The sequence below is a fragment of the Citrobacter sp. Cpo065 genome (assembly GCF_030332805.1).
GTDB lineage: Bacteria > Pseudomonadota > Gammaproteobacteria > Enterobacterales > Enterobacteriaceae > Citrobacter > Citrobacter portucalensis.
This window is the reverse complement of the sequence record NZ_JAOWHC010000035.1, coordinates 120,684-139,146: the sequence shown is the minus strand read 5'-3', so window position 1 is coordinate 139,146 and position 18,463 is coordinate 120,684. Positions and strand designations below refer to the sequence as shown.

Sequence of the window (18,463 nt, the reverse complement as noted above, 5' to 3'; positions counted from 1 at the left end):
TAACGTAGGCCGGATAAGACGTTCTCGTCGCCATCCGCCATTAAATCTGTGAGGTGACCGGTCGGTAACACGCCTCGCGCATCAGAATCTTCATCCCTTCCGGCCCGCTTTCCAGCATCCGTCGCTCCGAGTCTGCCACTAACAATTCACAGTCGTAGCCACCCGCAATACCAAACATGGCCCGCGCTACACAGATATCTTCCAGCGCTGCTGCCCCGTTGGTGTCAAAATGTCCAACCATACGCCCATTCTGGCGAACTACCAGCCGGTAACTCTTCATCGCGCCTCCCCTGCCGGTGGCAGAATTAATTCATCACAACCGCACAGGTGCGTCCACGTCATCACGTCCAGTACCCGCTGCGCGGCGTCGTGCGTCGCGGTCGTCAGCGCTTTCCCCAGTACAAGGCCGCTCACCAGCTCTGCACAAAACAGATCGCCAGTCCCCTTCAGATCCGTTTTCACTCGCGGATGGGCTAACACCTCAACCGTTTCAGCCGTCACCACCGCAACGTTAATAATCTCTTCGGTATCCCCCGGCGCGCTGGTTATTACCACCCATTTCAGGGTGTCAGTGAGCAGTGATTGTGCCGCCGTAATGGCTTCATCAAGCGTACGACACGGCTTTCCGCTTAGCATTTGCAGCTCGAACACGTTCGGCGTCAGCCCCTGCGCCAGCGGCAGCAGGTGCTGACGATAAGCCTCCGGGATTTCGGCTTTCACATACATGCCGCTATCCGTATCGCCAATCACGGGGTCGACCAAAATGCATAGGTCCGGATGCGTGGCCCGAACGGTTTCCAGCCACTGTGCCAGCAAGGCGATTTGCTCCGCGCTGCCCATGTAACCTGTAGTCACCGCCTTTAGCTCACGCAAGGCATCACGCTCGCTTAAGGCGCGGAGATAGCCGCTAAACCAGTCAGACGGAATAACGCCGCCGTAAAAGGTTTCATAATGCGGGGTATTACTGAACAGCACCGTGGGTACTGCCGTCACGCGTAACCCCTGCGCTTTAATGGCCGGGACGGCGATGCTGTTACCTACGCTGCCATACACCACCTGTGACTGGACGGCGACGATATCGGTCTGTAACGCCCGATTCGTGTCGTCAAAGAGCACTGACTGGATATCACTCTCCTGCTCCATAAATTTCTCCTCTCGCTGGACAGCGGGCCTACGCCTCACTATCATCGTCATATGCTAAAATTCATTTTGTCATAGGTCAATAATGATCGACGGAAAAACCGCTAACGAAATTTTTGACAGTATCCGTCAACATGTCACTACAGGCACGCTGGCAGCAGGCGAAACGTTGCCGCCAGTGCGGGAACTGGCAACGGCATTAAACGTGAACCGCAATACTGTCGCGGCGGCTTACAAACGCCTGGTCACCTCCGGGTTGGCGCAGAGCCTGGGACGCAACGGCACGGTGATTAAGGGGATTACTGCCCCCGTTGCGCTGGAAGGTGGTAATCCGGATACCCCGCTTATCGATCTTTCCGGCGGTAATCCAGCGCCCTCGCGTCTTCCTGACCTGAGTAGTTATTTCGCGAAGATAAATAAGAATCCGCGGTTGTACGGCGATGCCGCTGTATCACCAGGGCTTAAGGTATGGGCATCACAATGGATGCAAAATGCAATGCCTGGCAAAGGGGAAATTGATATCACCAGCGGCGCCATTGATGCTATCGAACGGCTACTGTGCGCCCATTTACTGCCTGGAGATAGCGTTGTCGTAGAAGATCCATGCTTTTTGAGCAGCATCAACATGCTGCGTTATGCTGGTTTCTCCGCCAGTCCGGCCAATGTTGACCACGAAGGCATGCTGCCGGACCAACTGGAACTCGCGCTACAGAAAGGTGCGCGGGCAGTGATTCTGACACCGCGCGCGCATAACCCGACAGGATGCAGCCTGAGCGCTTCACGCGCGGCGCAATTGCAGGAAATCCTGGCTCGCTATCCGCAGACGCTGGTGATCGTCGACGACCACTTTGCGCTGCTATCTGCTTGCCACTGGTATCCGGTGATTGCGAAGGAAACCACGCACTGGGCCATTGTCCGTTCGATGTCAAAAACGTTAGGTCCGGATTTACGCCTGGCCATTGTGGCCAGCGATCCGCTCACTTCAGGGAAGCTACGTTTACGGCTCAACTCCGGCAGTCAGTGGGTCAGCCACCTGCTGCAGGATTTGGCCTGCGCCTGCCTGAGTGACGAGACTTATCAACACACGCTGGCGCAAACTCAGCAGTTTTACGCCGCCCAGCAGCAAACGTTGGCGGCAGCACTGCGGCGACATGGCATTGAGTTGCCCGTTGGTGACGGTCTGAATATGTGGCTACCGCTGGAAGATAACAGCCAGGCGATCGCTTTTGCGCTGGCAAAGTCCGGCTGGCTGGTGCGGGAAGGCGAAGTGTTTGGCGTCAACACGCCTGCCCACGGCCTGCGTATTACGCTGTCAACCTTAACTGACAGCGACATTGATAAGCTGGCGGCTGATATTCATCAGGCGCTAAAACGCTAACAGGAGAGAAAAAGTGCGAGTTCATTTTGTTATTCATGAGTCTTTCGAATCTGCTGGCGCGTATCTGCCGTGGGCCGAATCACGCGGCTATAGCGTCAGTTGGTCGCGCGTTTATGCCGGAGAAGCGGTTCCTGCGAACGCCGATGATTTCGATATGTTGGTGGTGTTTGGCGGTCCGCAGTCACCACGAACCACGCTGGCAGAGTGCCCGTACTTTGATTCTCAGGCCGAGCAGCATCTGATCAACCAGGCGATTGCGGCACGTAAAATTGTGGTGGGGATCTGCCTGGGTTCACAGTTAATCGGCGAAGCGCTGGGTGCGAAGGTGTGCCAGAGTCCGGAAAAAGAGATTGGTCACTACCCCATCGTTCTGACCGAAGCCGGTCAACAGCACCCGCTGTTCAGCCATTTCGGCTCACCGCTTACCGTCGGTCACTGGCACAACGACATGCCAGGATTAACCGACCAGGCGACCATTCTTGCTGCTAGCGAGGGCTGCCCACGACAAATCGTGCAATACGGTAATTTTGTTTATGGTTTTCAGTGCCATATGGAGTTTACGGCTGATGCTATAGAAGGGCTTATTCAACACTCCGAACAAGAACTGGCGGAAGCTAAAGGCAAGTGCTTCATCCGTTCCGTTGAAGAGATGCGAGCATGGGATTATCAGCAGATGAATGAGAAGCTGTGGCAATTCCTTGATAAGCTTGTGGAAAAACGTAACGATTGATTATGGCAGGCCGGATAAGACGCTTTGCGTCATCATCCGGCATAGTGTCGTACCTTTGCCTGATAGCGCTACGCTTATCAGGCCGACAAATTAAATCCCTGCGCCCTGGTTGAAATGCTCCTCACCAAAAACGCCGGTCGAAAGGTAGCGATCGCCGCGATCGCAGATGATCGCTACCACCACTGCCCCCGGTGTCGCGCGCGCCACGCGTAACGCGCCCGCTACCGCGCCGCCAGAACTGACACCGCAAAAAATCCCTTCGCGCACGGCCAGTTCACGCATGGTATTTTCCGCATCGTTCTGATGAATATCCAGCACCTCATCCACCAGCGAAGCGTTAAAAATACCCGGCATATATTCTACTGGCCAGCGGCGAATGCCTGGAATGCTGCTGCCCTCTTCCGGCTGCAGACCGACGATGGTGACCGGTTTTTCCTGCTCGCGCAGAAAACGCGACACGCCGGTAATCGTGCCTGTCGTTCCCATACTGGAAACGAAATGCGTGATACGGCCTGATGTCTGCTGCCAGATTTCGGGTCCGGTGGTGGTGTAGTGCGCGTACGGGTTATCAGGATTATTGAACTGATCCAGCAGCTTGCCTTCTCCACGCTGCGCCATCTCAAGGGCTAAATCGCGCGCGCCTTCCATCCCCTGCTCTTTGGTGACCAGAATCAGCTCGGCACCATAGGCGCGCATCGCCGCACGGCGCTCCTGGCTCATGTTGTCTGGCATCAGCAGCTTCATGCGATAGCCCTTCAGCGCGGCGATCATTGCCAGCGCAATTCCGGTATTACCGCTGGTCGCCTCAATCAGCACGTCGCCTGGCTTAATTTCTCCGCGTTTTTCCGCTTCGACGATCATCGACAACGCGGCGCGGTCTTTCACCGAACCTGCGGGATTATTGCCTTCCAGCTTGACCCAAATTTCACTACCGTTATCCGGCGCCAGACGTTGTAATTTAACCAGAGGCGTATTGCCAATTGTTTGTTCTAATGTGTTCACGTTTTCAGCTCAATAAAAATGCCGGGTGGCGCTGTACTTACCCGGCCTACAGGTCATGCTGCACCTGGTAAGCCCGGTAAGCGCAGCGCCACCGGATGATAACTATACGAATTAACCTATCAGGCGCTTTGCGCCAGGGCAAGTTCCTCTTCCCGCGTTTCAATACGCTGGTCGCCGTTATACAGGCGCGCATTTTGCAGCCCGACAAACAAACGTTCGCCGCGGACAGGGGAATCATCGCCCTGCATGACTACCGTCAACGGTTCGTTATACCACCCCAGGGGTTGCACAACTAATTGGGTGTAGTGTCCTTTCGGGCTGGCTTCCAGCACTTGTACCGGCAACGGCGAATCCAGGCTGGTACGACGGCTCACGTCCACTTCCCACGGGCGCAGGAACAGATCCACCGGTCCCTGATAGCCAGGCGTATAACCCAGCGGCCAGCGGTGTGCGCCCACATGGAATTGGCCGCCACGAATCGTCCCCTGCAGGCGGTTAACCTCACCCATAAATTCCAGGACGAAACGAGTAGCCGGTTCGCGCCATACCTGATCCGGCGCATCAGCCTGTTCGATATGACCCTGACTCATCACCACTACGCGGTCTGCGACTTCCGTTGCTTCTTCCTGGTCGTGGGTAACAAACACGCTGGTAAATTTCAGCTCTTCATGCAGCTGACGCAGCCAGCGACGCAGCTCTTTGCGCACCTGCGCATCAAGCGCGCCAAACGGTTCGTCGAGCAGCAGGATCTGCGGTTCTACCGCCAGCGCACGCGCCAACGCCACGCGCTGTTTTTGCCCGCCGGAGAGCTGTGCCGGGAAACGGTCCGCCAGATGAGCCAGTTGAACCATTTCCAGCAGTTTGGTCACTTTTGCTTTGATGGCCGCCGCATTCGGGCGCTCACGCCGTGGCAGCACCGTCAGACCAAACGCGATATTGTCGAAAACGGTCATATGACGAAACAGCGCATAGTGCTGGAACACGAACCCCACCTTACGGTCGCGGGCGTGCAATCGGCTGACGTCGGTACCGTGAAAACGGATATGCCCGCTGGACTGATGCTCCAGCCCGGCAATAATGCGCAGCAGCGTGGTTTTGCCCGAGCCGGATGGCCCCAGCAGCGCGACCATCTGACCTGAAGGAATATCCAGCGAGATATCGTTCAGCACCTGGGTGCGACCAAAAGACTTCTTAATATTGGCAATCTCAATGCTCATGATTTTCCTCCTGCTGCGCGCGTTTTTCCTGGTTCTCCAGACGCCATTGCAACATGCTCTTCAAAAACAGGGTAATAATCGCCATCAGCGTTAATAGCGCCGCGGCGGTAAAGGAGCCGACCGTGTTGTAGTCCTGCTCCAGTAATTCAATCTGTAGCGGCAGCGATAGGGTTTCGCCGCGAATCGAGCCGGAAACCACTGACACCGCGCCAAACTCACCAATCGCACGGGCGTTGGTCAACACCACACCGTACAGCAATGCCCAACGGATATTCGGCAGCGTAACGCGGCGGAACATCTGCCAGCCGGATGCACCCAGCAACACAGCCGCTTCATCTTCATTGCTGCCCTGGCTTAACATCACCGGCACCAGCTCACGCACCACAAACGGACAGGTCACGAACACTGTCACCAGCACCATCCCCGGCCAGGCAAACATAATTTGCAGGTTATGCTCATCCAGCCACCCACCAAGCGGGCCGTTAGAGCCGTAAAACAGCAGATAGACCAGACCGGCGACTACCGGCGAGACAGCAAATGGAATATCCAGTAACGTTAGTAGTAGTTGGCGTCCGGGGAAGTTAAAACGGGTCACCAGCCAGGCCAGCAACACACCAAACACCAGGTTCACCGGCACCGCAATTAGCGCAATCAGCACCGTCAGCCAGATAGCATGCAGCATGTCCGGATCCGCCAGGTTCTGTAATACCGGCATTAATCCCTTGCTGAACGCCTGCACGAAGATGTAAATCATCGGCACCAGCAAAATAAACGCGGAGACCAGCATGCCCGTGCCGATCAGAAACCATTTCCCCCAGTTGATGCGGGGTGCGCCATAGCGTTTCAATTGGGTAATGTCTGCCATCAGTGACCTACCACACGTCGACCAAAGCGACTTTGCAGAGTGTTAATTGAAAACAGCAGCAACAACGAAGCCCCGAGGATCACAGAAGCAATCGCGCTGGCGGCCGGGTAGTCAAACTCCTGCAAGCGAACAAAAATCATCAGCGAGGTCACTTCCGTCTTCCATGCGATGTTTCCGGCGATAAAAATAACCGCGCCAAACTCACCGAGGCTGCGGGTAAACGACAGCGCAACGCCCGCCACCAGCGCAGGAGACAGCTCCGGCAGCACTACTTTACGGAAACTTTGCCAGCGCGTAGCACCGAGCGTTTCAGCTGCTTCTTCATATTCCGGGCCTAACTCTTCCAGTACCGGTTGCACGGTACGCACCACAAACGGAATGCTGGTAAAGGCCATCGCTACCGCGATACCGAGCCAGGTGTAGGTCACCTTGATATCCAGCTTCGCCAGCCACTCGCCGTAGAAGCCATTAACCGAAAACAGTGACGCCAGCGTCAGACCTGCCACCGCCGTAGGCAGTGCGAACGGCAGGTCCATCAGCGCATCCAGCAGCGTACGGCCCGGAAAGCGATAGCGTGTTAAGATCCACGCCATCAGCAAACCGAACACGCCGTTAAAAATCGACGCAACAAACGCTGACAGCAGCGTCACTTTATAAGCCGCCACCACCTGCGGATTGGTAATCACATCCCAGTATTGCGCCCAGCTCATTTGCGCCAGTTGCATCACCAGCGCGCTCAGCGGCAGCAGCAATATCAGGCAGACAAACAGTAAGCTGGTGCCCAGGCTCAAAGTGAAGCCGGGCAGCACACGTCGGGAAGAAACAGCAAACATTTACTTACGCCCCGCCGCCAGCAGTTTGTCCAACTCACCGCCGCTGACAAAGTGCGTTTTCATCACTTCAGGCCACGAGCCAAACTTATCTTCCACACGGAACAATTCGGTCTGCGGGAATTTATCTTTCAGCTTGTCCATTACCTGTGGGTTATTCACGCGATAGTAGAAATCGGTAATGATGGTTTGCGCCTGCGGGCTGTACAGCCAGTTCAGGTACGCTTTCGCCGCTTTTTCAGTACCGTTGGCCTGCACATTTTTATCTACCCAGGCCACCGGGAACTCCGCCAGAATGTTGACCTTCGGCACCACCACTTCGAAGCCCTGGTCTTCATACTGTTTACGGATATTGTTCACTTCCGATTCAAAGGTAATCAGTACGTCGCCCAGACCGCGCTCCACGAAGGTGGTAGTTGCACCACGACCGCCGGTATCAAATACTTCCACGTTTTTCAGAAACTGGGTCATGAACTGTTCGGTTTTGGCTTTATCCCCACCGTCCGCTTTATCTGCCGCGCCCCACGCTGCCAGATAGGTATAGCGTGCGTTACCGGAGGTTTTCGGGTTCGGGAAAATCAGCTTCACGTCCGGGCGAACCAGATCGTTCCATTCGTGGATATTCTTCGGGTTGCCCTTACGCACCAAAAACGCCATGGTGGAATAGAATGGCGAACTGTTATTCGGCAGGCGGCTTTGCCAGTCGGCAGGGATCAGCTTGCCTTTGTCATGCAGGATCTGCACGTCGGTCACCTGGTTATAGGTCACGACGTCAGCTTTCAGCCCCTGCAAAATCGCCAACGCCTGTTTTGATGACCCGGCATGAGATTGTTTAATCGTCAGTTTGTCACCGCCGTTATCCTTCGCCCATTGCTGTTCAAACGGCGGATTAAGGGCGGCAAATAGCTCGCGGGAAACATCGTATGAACTGTTCAGCAGTTCCGTTGCCTGCGCCTGCCCCACCAGCAACAGCATGGCTGCCAGCGTCAGTGTTCTTTTTTTCAGTAAGTTAACGGCCATTGCGCACCCTTATAAATTAAATGACTTTCTTATGGTCATCATATTTATAACCAGTGCTAAAGGAGTAACGGTTTTATATACCGTTTGATGATTTGAAAGTTGAAAAGAGAATAAGGGGTACCTCCTCCCCAGCACATGGGGAGGAGACCGGCATCAATCAGACGCCGACGCTTACGCTTTCAGGCAAAGTGCTGCCGCCATCAATCACGTTTTGCGTGCCAGTTAAATAACTGGACTCATCCGATGCCAGGAACGCCGCCAGTTCACCGACCTCAAGCGGGCAGGCCAGACGACGCATCGGGATCGCTTTCGCCATTTCGACTAAAACGGATTCAGGATCTTCCGGGTTAGACTGACGCGCAATGCTTTCCGCCATCGGCGTACGTACGTAGCCAGGGCAAATGGCGTTCACGCGAATGCCGGACTGCGCATATTCTACCGCCAGGGATTTGGTCAAACCGATGATCGCGGCTTTCGACAGCGCGTAGGCCGTTTCGCCCGGGTCAGCAACCATATCGCCGGTCACCGATGACATCATCACGATGCGCCCGTCTTTGCGCGCAATCATCTCCGGCAGAACGGCTTTCGTCACGTTCCAGACGCCTTTAATGTTGATATCAATGTGGAAATCGCGATCTTCATCGCTCATATCAAGGAAGTTGCCGAGGCGGCATACGCCGGCATTGTTCACCAGAATATCGATTTTGCCTTCAATCTGCTTCGCGCGCGTCACCGCTTCCTTGACCGACGCAAAATCTCTGACGTCAGCGTGAACGGCTGTGCAACGGTGCCCACGCCCAGCCAACTCATCCGCCAGTTTTTCAATCTCATCGGAGATATCCAGCAGGATTAAGTTCGCACCATGGCGGGCAAACGTTCTGGCGATACCCTCGCCAATACCCTGAGATGCGCCCGTAATCAATGCTGTTTTGCCCGTGAGTTTTCCCATTTCAATATTCTCCTTTTGAATATGAAGCCTTCGCTTCATTCACGCAGAAGATACAGCAATAACAAATTAGTGCTGAGGAATAGCTCACTAAATCAGGTTAATCTCAGGTAAAAAAAATCCCCGACGATGCGGGGATGTCTATTTCGTGGCCGATAACAGGCTCAGCTCACCATTACAGCGCCATTAAACGGTCCAGCGACGGTGCAAAGTAATAACCGCCGGTTACCGGTTTGGTGAAGCGCAGCATCGCATCACGCTTACCGTCGGTGTCACCAAACATGCTCAGCAATTGTTGTTCAATGTTGTGCAGACGAGCGCAGTAGGCGCAGAAATAGAGACCATGCGTGCCGCTGGCAGTACCGTATGGCAGGCTCTGGCGCACAATTTTCAGCCCTTTACCGTCTTCTTTTAGGTCAACACGGCTCAGGTGAGAGGTGACCGGACGGTCATCACCGTCGATCTCTTCGTTGGCTTCCTTGGTGCGACCAATCATCATTTCCTGGTCATGGATGCTCATGCGATTAAGCTGCTTCAGGTTATGTTCCCAACGCTGCACAAACACATAGCTGCCACCGGCATCCACGCCATCTTTGATAACAGCAACTTCACGGCGCGTTTCTTCGCCTGCCGGGTTTTCCGTACCGTCAACAAAGCCGCTGAGATCGCGCTCTTCGACCCAACGGAAACCGTGGATTTCTTCTTTAACTTCAATACAGTCGCCAAATGCTTCCATTGCCGCCTGCGCAACGGAGAAATTCACGTCATGACGCAAAGAGAGAATATGGATCAACACGTCATATTGGGTTGCTGGTGCCAGACCTTTACCGTAAGGGATAAAGTCTTTTAACTCTTCAGCACCGACGCCGCCACTCAATGCACGCCAGGTGTTGTTGCCAAAAGCGACAACCGCGCCCAGATGCGCATCCGGGAACTTAGCTTCAAAGGTCGCCAGCTTATCGGCGAAGGTTTTGCTGGCCGCACGCAGGGCATCAACGTCGCCTTTAACATTGGCTTCAATCCAAATCGCCGCACGGCAATGTTCTGGCAAAATGCCACTCTGAACCTGAGACATTGTTCCTCCTGAAAAAAAGATGCCACGACATCGTGGCATTGATGGGCGCTATTCTACCTGTTTTTTTAACAAGCCGATTTGTTCAGACGCAAATTAACGCCGCCAGATAATTTTGCTTACTTTCCACGCTTTCAGCGTGTCGTCAGACGGCATTATATCCTCAGGTCCGCTCCATTCACCGGAAAAAATATAGCTAATATGTTGACTTCCCTCAGCTTTACACTCAACGCCCGCGCTGTCATCGCCGGTTGCTTTTTGGCAATTACCATAAGCTTTAGTGTAAAGGTCGCTAAACGGTGTACCTATTTCGACACCCGCGGCTGACGAAATATCGTGATCTAATACATCAATACGACTGATGGTTCCCTGGCTGCCGTTGATGACTATCGCCAGCTTGTCGTCTTTCATCGCTTCATAGAAGCGCACCACATTACCGTTATCGGTCTTCATTCCGCTACGCAGGCGGTAATCACCGTCCAGCGCATCAGCAATGGCTTTTTCATCCAGCGGCGTAGCGCCCGTTAACGCTCCTACGCCCTGCTCTGTGACCTGCGTTGAAGAACCAAACCAGTTCCACGGATTGGCGGCAGACCAGTTCACCGAGGACAACGTTGAACACCCGGCCAGTAGCAGCGGCATCGCGCATAAAGTCAAACGCAGTGATTTCATTTCACTTCCTTCCTTATTTATCAACGTTGCTTGGAGTCCGGTTTCCCCAAAAAGTGCCGTTATTCTTTCTCAAGGGAAAAACAGGCGCGCAGACGTTGATTGGTTAACAGCCAGATCAGCGCGACAATATCCGCCACCAACAGCGCCAGCCCGACGCCATTGAGAGGATCGCCTGCCAGCCACATCACCGGCTGCCAGCACAGCAGCACCAGTTGAGCGAGAATCAATAATCCGCGCAGCCAGCGCCAGAGCACCGGAAACGCAAAGCGTCGCCCACTGAGTAAAAACGCCAACACGGCGGGAACGCCGGGAAGCAACCCAAGCCAGAATGCGTCATGATCGGGATAAAACAGATTCAGCAAGGTGTTGCCCTGCTCACGGGAAGAACCGGCAATCACAAACAAAACCCAGGTGCGTGCCTGCAACAGCAGTACGCACCAGAAGAGAAAAGGCAGGCGCAGACGCCCATGACCGTCATAGTCGGCCGGATGAAACTCAGTACTCTTCATCTTCGATCAAACGCTTGCCCAGATTGAGTACATCCGCATGTTCATAGCCCAAACGTTCATACATGCCCTGTACGACGTCGTTATCGTCACGCACCATGATTTGAATCTTCGGACAACCGCGGGCAATGAGCTTTTTCTCCAGCCGGTTGAGCAGCGCATTGGCGATGCCGCGACCGCGAAACTCAGGATGCACGCCCAGGTAATAGGCGGAACCGCGATGCCCGTCGTATCCGCCCATCACCGTACCGACCACCTCGCCGTTCACTTCAGCAACGAGGAACAAGCTGACGTCATGATTGACTTTACGTTCGATGTCCATTTCAGGGTCGTTCCATGGACGCAGCAAATCACAACGCTCCCAGAGGGTGATCACCTCTTCGAAATCTTCCTGGCGAAAAACGCGTATTTCCATGGTATTGGGTACCTTTTCAGGACGTTAAAAAGCGATTATGGCGCGAACGGCTGATTTAGCCAATATCTGACGCGAAGCGGCGGAAAAAATGGCATAATACGGAATTGTCACGTATTGAAATGAAAAGTAAAACAATTCTTATCTCGATCCGTCGCAACGGACTACGCGATACGATATAACGTTTAGAACCTTTTTTTTACAACTCAGGCCGTATGAGCACTTTTAAACCACTAAAAACACTCACATCGCGCCGCCAGGTGCTGAAAGCCGGGCTGGCCGCCCTGACGCTGTCAGGCATGTCACAAGCCATCGCTAAAGAAGAAGCGCTAAAGACCAGCAATGGACACAGCAAACCGAAAGCGAAAAAATCCGGTGCTAAGCGCGTTGTTGTCCTTGATCCGGGGCACGGAGGGATTGATACCGGCGCAATTGGTCGCAACGGGTCGAAAGAAAAGCACGTGGTACTGGCGATTGCCAAAAATGTGCGCTCGATCCTACGTAACCAGGGGATTGATGCACGCCTGACCCGCTCCGGCGATACGTTTATTCCGCTCTACGATCGCGTCGAGATCGCCCACAAACATGGTGCCGATCTGTTCATGTCGATCCACGCCGACGGTTTTACCAATCCGAGCGCTGCGGGTGCTTCGGTCTTTGCCTTATCCAATCGCGGCGCCAGTAGCGCCATGGCGAAATATCTGTCCGATCGTGAAAACCGGGCCGATGAAGTCGCCGGAAAGAAGGCCACTGACAAAGATCATTTGTTGCAGCAGGTGCTGTTCGATCTGGTGCAAACTGACACCATAAAAAACAGCCTGACGTTAGGCTCGCATATTCTTAAGAAGATCAAGCCGGTACACCGTCTGCACAGTCGCAGTACGGAACAGGCCGCCTTCGTGGTGCTAAAATCACCTTCGATTCCGTCGGTCCTGGTCGAAACCTCGTTCATCACCAACCCGGAAGAAGAACGATTGCTGGGTACGGCGGCGTTTCGTCAGAAAATCGCCACCGCTATCGCCAATGGCATCATCAGCTATTTCCACTGGTTTGATAACCAGAAAGCACACTCGAAGAAACGTTAACCATGAAGCCCGATGCACAGCGCGTAAAACAGTTCCTGCTCAGCCTGCAGGATGAAATTTGTCAGCAGTTATCCACCGTAGACGGCAGCGAATTTGTTGAGGATAACTGGCAACGCGAAGCGGGCGGCGGCGGGCGCAGTCGGGTGTTGCGTAACGGCGGTATTTTCGAGCAAGCAGGCGTCAACTTCTCCCACATCCACGGCGATGCAATGCCGGCCTCGGCTACCGCGCATCGCCCGGAGCTTGCCGGGCGCAGTTTTGAAGCCATGGGCGTCTCGTTGGTGGTGCACCCGCAGAATCCCTACATTCCAACCAGTCATGCCAACGTACGGTTTTTTATCGCGGAAAAACCGGGGGCCGATCCCGTGTGGTGGTTTGGCGGTGGCTTTGACTTAACGCCCTACTACGGCTTTGATGAGGATGCGGTTCACTGGCATCGCACGGCGCGGGACCTGTGCCAGCCGTTTGGCGATGACGTTTATCCACGTTACAAGAAGTGGTGCGATGACTACTTCTTCCTCAAGCACCGCAACGAGCAACGCGGAATTGGCGGGCTGTTTTTCGATGATTTGAATACCCCTGATTTCGACCACTGCTTCGCTTTTATGCAGGCGGTAGGTCAAGGATACACCGAGGCGTATCTGCCCATCGTCGAACGCCGCAAAATGATGAGCTGGGGCGAGCGCGAGCGTAATTTCCAGCTGTATCGTCGTGGGCGCTATGTGGAATTTAATCTGGTGTGGGATCGCGGCACGTTGTTCGGTTTGCAAACCGGCGGGCGCACGGAATCGATTCTGATGTCGATGCCGCCGCTGGTACGCTGGGAGTATGACTGGCAGCCAGAAGCGAACAGCCCGGAAGCTGCCCTTAGCGAGTTTATTCAGGTCCGCGACTGGGTGTAATTGCCTGATGGCGCTACGCTTATCAGGCCTACAACAACGGCAAACCCGTAGGCCGGATAAGACGCGTTAGCGTCGCATCCGGCACAATAATCTCATCATGCCCACTGGCGCATACGCTGATGCAGCGTCAACGACGGTTTCTCCGCAAACAGCTGCTGGTAGTCGGTGGCAAACTGCCCTAAATGCCAGAATCCCCACTGCATGGCGGCGTCTTTCACCGTCGCACTCTGCGACCATGGGCTTATCAACTCACGGCGAACGGCGTTCAGGCGAATACGTTTCAACCAGGCATTCGGGCCAATACCGAGGATCGCGTGAAAGGCGTTTTGCAACGTCCGGCGGCTAACGTGCAGCTGATTGCATAAGTCGAGCACGGTCAGCGGCTCTGACATATTTTCCAGCACATATTCGCGCGCACGTGACAGCAAGCGACGATAGCTCTGATGGCTGATGCTCTCCGCAGTCATAATCGGCTGCGCTTCTTCAAGCATGGTGCCCATCGCCAGCAGCAGGTTATCCCCCAACACTTTACGCACCGCGGGTTGGTGAAGGTTTTCAGGATTCTCACTAAACGTCGCCAGCGCCTGCTGCACAAAGCCCCATAGCGCGGCTTTGTGTTGTTCTTTAACTTCCAGCGCCGACTGATTGCGCAGCATATGTAGCACCCTTTCCGGGTTATGCAGGAAGTTGGCCTGACGAGCAATGGCCTCTTCCGAAATGACGACACCCAAAATGGTGTAATCATCCGGGGTACTCAGTTCAAACTCCGTCCCGCCTGGGCGGGTGGCAATTTCAGCGCTACCCAAACACTGGGTACCAATAAATCCCTGCTCGCCGCGCGTGGCCGGAATGCCAAACCAAAATGAGTTTGGCCAGACAAGGCACGACTGACGCAGCGCCAGTCCGGTGTATTCACGGAACACCTGAATATCATCGAGCAGGATTTCCGTGAACTCGCCATGAAATTTTCCCGGATGCAGCTGGTCGTAGATCTGCTGCCAGGCGGTAATCGTCAGCGCGTGCTCATACACATCCGTTGTTCGCCGTTGGTGAACGTTGTCCACTTCCACTTTCGGCGTCAGTTTAACGTCTTCGGGTAATACTTCATGATAAAGATGGTGCAAGTTTGCAGAACGGTTCTTTTTCATGATCTTTTAAGCCGGAAGCTTCAACGAAGCCCCCGGCCCTCCGACAGGTTAATTTTTTAAGCGGTAGCGACTACTGCGTTTACGCAACGCTCCATCAGAAAAGAGCTGTTCCAGCGCATTTCTGGCTTCATCAAGTGACCAGCCAAAGTGGGCCGCCACTTCCCCTGCCGTCATTCCTTGACGGACCGATGCTAACAGCGTCAGAAGTTGGGCAGAGGATTCAGACGTCACTGGGGCGTCCTGTGTCTTCTCTGGTTTCACTTCTGTTTTCGCTTCTGGCTTCTGTTCAGGTTTCTTCGGCTGGCGTTTAAAACCGCCGATCAGCCACTGGGTGTCATCGTCCGGCCGGCCTATTTCCTTACGGCTGATAACACGGCCCGTACGCGCTGCGGCTGCACTGCCAGCATCCAGCGCTGCGCGGCATGCCGCCAGATCGCCTTCCACCACCAGCGTCAGTCGACCAGGATCGAGCACTTCGTGGCTAAGCAGACGCACGTTCGCGGCTTTCAGCATGGCATCGGCCGCGTCCACGGCAGCCACCATGCCATCCACTTCCAGTAATCCCAGTGCATTGATCATCACTACCTCTCTTACGCGCGCTGGATTGGATTACGGGCAATATCCAGAACGGCATCGGCAAAGGCGTTGCATGCGGCTTTACAAGCGGCCTGGCTACCGGTCAAAAACGCGGCTGAATAGTTGGTTTCTGACGGCGGTGGTACATAGGTCACCAGTTGTACATCGGCAGATTTCAGCGCGGCATCAATACCAAATGTCGCTTCCAGCGGTGGTGCTACCAGATACGCCATCGGATCGCCCAGTCGGCATCCCGCGGTTGCGGAGAGATACGAACCGGTACGCGAAACCACATGCGCCAGGAAGGCGGTATCTTCTGCGTCATTCGCCCACTGGAATGCCGCCCCGCTTTCAATATTGGCCACCATCGCGTCCAGACCCGCGCGAACTTCGGCCGGGTTTGGTCCACCGAGCATAATCAGCACTTCGCCCGATGTTGGAGAGGGACTGTGCGCCGCACCGGCATACAGCGAGCGGCCATAAACCACTTCGACCATTGCCTGTTTTGTCGCTTCATCTGCGGCAATATACGCCACGTCATCAGAATCTGCTGTGATGAGTCCGAGACTACGTATATGTGGCGGTAATTTAAGTTCGCGGGCAAAACCGTCATTTACCGAGGCAATCACACGCATTGCGGTGACTGAAGGTCTAATTAAATCTAATGCTGGCATGATGCCTCCTTAACGGGTCATATTGATGCCGGATGCTTTTTGCTCCAGCATGCGCTTGGCCAAATCCACAATCACCGCCGCCGCTTCAACCGGTGGCGTACCGCCCTGGTGAATGTTCGAGATACAGGTACGATCAGCCTCAACGGTGGTCGCCACACGCGGCGAATAGACGGCATAGCAAGAAAGACTTTCCGACTGGCCGAGGCCCGGACGTTCACCAACCAGCAGGATCACCGCTTTTGCACCCAGCAGTTCGCCGATCTGATCTTCGATTTTCACGCGCCCATAGCGAACAAAGAACGGCGTCCCGACCTTCAATCCGGCCTGTTTTAAGCCCGACAACAGCGGCGGCAGGATCTCTTCATAGTTAGCGGTAATCGCGTCGGTAGACAGGCCATCAGAAATAATCACCTGCACATCCGGATTCATTACACACTGTGATTTCAGTGCTTCAATGGCTTCCGCACTCAGACGACGCCCCATATCCGGACGCGTCAGATACAGGTTTTTGTCGCTGATTTCCGAGCGCACTTCCAGCAGCCCCTGGGCTTTTACCCACTCTTCCGGCACTTCTTTCAATACCGTATCTTTCGAACGCGAGTGGTCAGCCAGGAAACGCAGCAGCGCCTGGGTACGCGGACGAGGACCGGCACGACCGGTACATACACGCGCAGCGGTGCTACGGCGAAGTTCAGTCAACACCTCTGCACGGTGCGGATTCTCAACGCCAATCCATGCTTTGGCTTCGGCTGAGCCTAAGTCCATCGCGCAGCTTTCACCGGTCGGCGCGGCGCACTGCGTGGTGCTGCATTTTGCTGGCGCTGACGGTTCTTGAGCCTGCGGTTGAGACTCACCCATTGACGCCATTACGCTGCGTACAATTTCTTCAATCTGTTTTTGATCCATCGTGTGTCATCCCCGCGTCATCAGAAGAACAGTGACGGATCGCCCGCCCGTTTGGTCAGGCGACCGTTTGCCATAATGCCCATGGTTTCCAGCCAGCGTTCAAACTCCGGCGACGGACGCAGGTTCAGCAGCTGACGCACGGTCGCGGTGTCATGGAAGGCGGTGGTCTGATAGTTGAGCATGATGTCGTCACCGAGCGGCATGCCCATGATGTAGTTGCAGCCAGCGGTGGCGAGCAGAATCATCAGGTTTTCGTTAAGGTTCTGGTCAGCATCAGCATGGTTGGTGTAGCAGCAGTCGCAGCCCATTGAGATGCCGCTCAGCTTGCCCATAAAGTGATCTTCCAGACCCGCGCGAATAATCTGACGGTCGTTGTAGAGATACTCCGGCCCGATAAAGCCCACCACGGTGTTCACCAGGAACGGATCATAGTGGCGTGCCAGCCCGTAGTTACGCGCTTCCATCGTCACCTGATCGGCGCCGAAGTTGGCCCCCGCGGAGAGCGCAGACCCTTGCCCGGTTTCGAAGTACAGGCAGTTTTCCCCGGCGATACGGTTGAACTCAGCGCCCACTGCGCGCGCTTCATCCAGCATGGCCAACTCAACGCCAAACTCTTTTAAGCCTTTTTCGCTACCGCAGATACTCTGGAAAATCAGCCCGCCCGGCGCGCCGCGACGAATCGCTTCGATCTGGGTAGTCACGTGTGCCAGTACGCAGCCCTGGGTCGGGATGTTGAATTTGTCGATAACGCCGTACACGGTATCCAGTACGCGGCTTAAGTTTTCCACGTCATCCGTTACCGGGTTTACGCCGATCACCGCATCGCCCGCCCCGAAGGACAGCCCTTCGTAGATTTGTGCGGCAATACTCTGCACGTCATCACGGGTGTCGTTCGGCTGCAAACGGCAGCTGAAGGTGCCCGGCAGACCGATGGTGGTATTGGCCTTTTTGATCACCGGCATTTTCTTACCGCCGTAGATCAGGTCCGCGTTAGAGCAGATTTTTGCTACCGCAGCGACCACTTCCGACGTTAACCCTTTGCGCGTAAACGCAATGTCATCAACGGAGGTTTCATCGCTCAGCACGTACTCGCGCAGCTCGCTGATACTCCAGTTTTTGATACGGTTATAGGCCGTCTCGTTGACGTCATCCTGAATCAGACGAGTAACACAGTCCTCTTCATAGGAAATCACCGGGTTATTGCGGATATCCGCCACCGTCATTTCCGACAGTACCTGCTTGGCCGCCACGCGCTCCTGCGAACTGGTTGCGGCCACTCCTGCCAGCACATCCCCCGAACGCAGTTCGTTGGCTTTTGCCAGCACCTCTTTAACATCCTTAAACTGATAAACATTGCCGAACAATGTGGTCTTTAGTTTCAT

The 18,463-nt window shown here is 54.8% G+C and carries 21 protein-coding genes; 4 read left to right on the top strand and 17 right to left on the bottom strand.

Annotation, left to right across the window (positions count from 1 at the left end; genetic code table 11):
- Positions 1–40: 40 nt before the first annotated feature.
- Positions 41–280 carry a hypothetical protein gene (locus tag OGY68_RS21195; RefSeq protein WP_008785406.1) on the bottom strand — a complete coding sequence of 80 codons (240 nt, stop codon included), beginning with the start codon at positions 278–280 and terminating at the stop codon, positions 41–43.
- The gene (gene pdxK, locus OGY68_RS21190; RefSeq protein WP_057066918.1) at positions 277–1,143 is read right to left on the bottom strand and encodes a pyridoxine/pyridoxal/pyridoxamine kinase; all 867 of its coding nucleotides are present in this window, start codon (positions 1,141–1,143) and stop codon (positions 277–279) included. Before pdxK ends, OGY68_RS21195 begins: the two co-directional genes overlap by 4 nt.
- An 82-nt stretch (positions 1,144–1,225) precedes the next feature.
- On the opposite strand from pdxK, the gene ptsJ reads away from it, so the two are divergent.
- Positions 1,226–2,518 carry a MocR-like B6 salvage transcription factor PtsJ gene (gene ptsJ, locus OGY68_RS21185; protein ID WP_079935160.1) on the top strand — a complete coding sequence of 431 codons (1,293 nt, stop codon included), beginning with the start codon at positions 1,226–1,228 and terminating at the stop codon, positions 2,516–2,518.
- A gap of 13 nt (positions 2,519–2,531) precedes the next feature.
- Positions 2,532–3,248 carry a type 1 glutamine amidotransferase gene (locus OGY68_RS21180; protein WP_032944157.1) on the top strand — a complete coding sequence of 239 codons (717 nt, stop codon included), beginning with the start codon at positions 2,532–2,534 and terminating at the stop codon, positions 3,246–3,248.
- 90 nt (positions 3,249–3,338) lie between these two features.
- On the opposite strand, the gene cysM is transcribed toward OGY68_RS21180, so the two are convergent.
- The 10 genes from cysM to OGY68_RS21130 form a co-directional block, all read right to left on the bottom strand.
- Complete coding sequence (gene cysM / locus OGY68_RS21175) at positions 3,339–4,250, bottom strand: cysteine synthase CysM (RefSeq protein WP_032944159.1); 912 nt, start codon at positions 4,248–4,250, stop codon at positions 3,339–3,341.
- Between the two features lie 119 nt (positions 4,251–4,369).
- Positions 4,370–5,467 carry a sulfate/thiosulfate ABC transporter ATP-binding protein CysA gene (cysA, locus tag OGY68_RS21170; RefSeq protein WP_032944161.1) on the bottom strand — a complete coding sequence of 366 codons (1,098 nt, stop codon included), beginning with the start codon at positions 5,465–5,467 and terminating at the stop codon, positions 4,370–4,372.
- On the bottom strand, positions 5,457–6,332 hold the full coding sequence (cysW, locus tag OGY68_RS21165; protein ID WP_003038064.1) for a sulfate/thiosulfate ABC transporter permease CysW: 876 nt from the start codon (positions 6,330–6,332) through the stop codon (positions 5,457–5,459). Before cysW ends, cysA begins: the two co-directional genes overlap by 11 nt.
- Positions 6,332–7,165, bottom strand: a complete 834-nt coding sequence (gene cysT / locus OGY68_RS21160) for a sulfate/thiosulfate ABC transporter permease CysT (RefSeq protein WP_003038061.1) — start codon at positions 7,163–7,165, stop codon at positions 6,332–6,334. Before cysT ends, cysW begins: the two co-directional genes overlap by 1 nt.
- Entirely contained in the window at positions 7,166–8,182 is a 1,017-nt protein-coding gene (gene cysP, locus OGY68_RS21155; RefSeq protein WP_003835019.1) for a thiosulfate/sulfate ABC transporter substrate-binding protein CysP, read from the bottom strand.
- Positions 8,183–8,339: 157 nt separating this feature from the next.
- Positions 8,340–9,131 (bottom strand): SDR family oxidoreductase UcpA, encoded by a 792-nt coding sequence (ucpA, locus tag OGY68_RS21150; RefSeq protein WP_003835020.1) that lies wholly within the window; start codon positions 9,129–9,131, stop codon positions 8,340–8,342.
- 172 nt (positions 9,132–9,303) lie between these two features.
- A complete protein-coding gene (gene yfeX / locus OGY68_RS21145; protein ID WP_003835022.1) occupies positions 9,304–10,203 on the bottom strand; it encodes a porphyrinogen peroxidase in 900 nt (299 codons plus the stop codon).
- A gap of 93 nt (positions 10,204–10,296) precedes the next feature.
- Positions 10,297–10,872: an RpoE-regulated lipoprotein gene (locus OGY68_RS21140; RefSeq protein WP_032944164.1), complete on the bottom strand. Its 576-nt coding sequence runs from the start codon at positions 10,870–10,872 to the stop codon at positions 10,297–10,299.
- 59 nt (positions 10,873–10,931) lie between these two features.
- Positions 10,932–11,381 carry a DUF2919 domain-containing protein gene (locus tag OGY68_RS21135; protein WP_008785415.1) on the bottom strand — a complete coding sequence of 150 codons (450 nt, stop codon included), beginning with the start codon at positions 11,379–11,381 and terminating at the stop codon, positions 10,932–10,934.
- Positions 11,368–11,793, bottom strand: a complete 426-nt coding sequence (locus OGY68_RS21130) for a GNAT family acetyltransferase (RefSeq protein ID WP_003038048.1) — start codon at positions 11,791–11,793, stop codon at positions 11,368–11,370. The genes OGY68_RS21135 and OGY68_RS21130 overlap by 14 nt, the downstream gene beginning before the upstream one ends.
- 212 nt (positions 11,794–12,005) lie before the next feature.
- Here OGY68_RS21130 and amiA point away from each other — a divergent pair, with 212 nt between their 5' ends.
- Together amiA and hemF are read left to right on the top strand one after the other, a co-directional pair.
- Positions 12,006–12,875, top strand: a complete 870-nt coding sequence (gene amiA / locus OGY68_RS21125) for an N-acetylmuramoyl-L-alanine amidase AmiA (RefSeq protein ID WP_003038046.1) — start codon at positions 12,006–12,008, stop codon at positions 12,873–12,875.
- Positions 12,876–12,877: 2 nt separating this feature from the next.
- The gene (hemF, locus tag OGY68_RS21120; RefSeq protein WP_057066925.1) at positions 12,878–13,777 is read left to right on the top strand and encodes an oxygen-dependent coproporphyrinogen oxidase; all 900 of its coding nucleotides are present in this window, start codon (positions 12,878–12,880) and stop codon (positions 13,775–13,777) included.
- Positions 13,778–13,872: 95 nt separating this feature from the next.
- Here hemF and eutR read toward each other — a convergent pair whose 3' ends face one another.
- From eutR to eutB, 5 genes are read right to left on the bottom strand one after another with little or no spacing between them, the layout of a single operon-like run.
- Complete coding sequence (gene eutR, locus OGY68_RS21115) at positions 13,873–14,925, bottom strand: HTH-type transcriptional regulator EutR (protein ID WP_008785417.1); 1,053 nt, start codon at positions 14,923–14,925, stop codon at positions 13,873–13,875.
- Positions 14,926–14,973: 48 nt separating this feature from the next.
- Positions 14,974–15,504, bottom strand: a complete 531-nt coding sequence (eutK, locus tag OGY68_RS21110; RefSeq protein WP_003835033.1) for an ethanolamine utilization microcompartment protein EutK — start codon at positions 15,502–15,504, stop codon at positions 14,974–14,976.
- Between the two features lie 11 nt (positions 15,505–15,515).
- On the bottom strand, positions 15,516–16,175 hold the full coding sequence (gene eutL / locus OGY68_RS21105) for an ethanolamine utilization microcompartment protein EutL (protein ID WP_003838537.1): 660 nt from the start codon (positions 16,173–16,175) through the stop codon (positions 15,516–15,518).
- A gap of 9 nt (positions 16,176–16,184) precedes the next feature.
- Positions 16,185–17,081, bottom strand: a complete 897-nt coding sequence (eutC, locus tag OGY68_RS21100) for an ethanolamine ammonia-lyase subunit EutC (protein ID WP_008785418.1) — start codon at positions 17,079–17,081, stop codon at positions 16,185–16,187.
- A 20-nt stretch (positions 17,082–17,101) separates the two neighbouring features.
- The gene (gene eutB / locus OGY68_RS21095) at positions 17,102–18,463 is read right to left on the bottom strand and encodes an ethanolamine ammonia-lyase subunit alpha (protein ID WP_003038029.1); all 1,362 of its coding nucleotides are present in this window, start codon (positions 18,461–18,463) and stop codon (positions 17,102–17,104) included.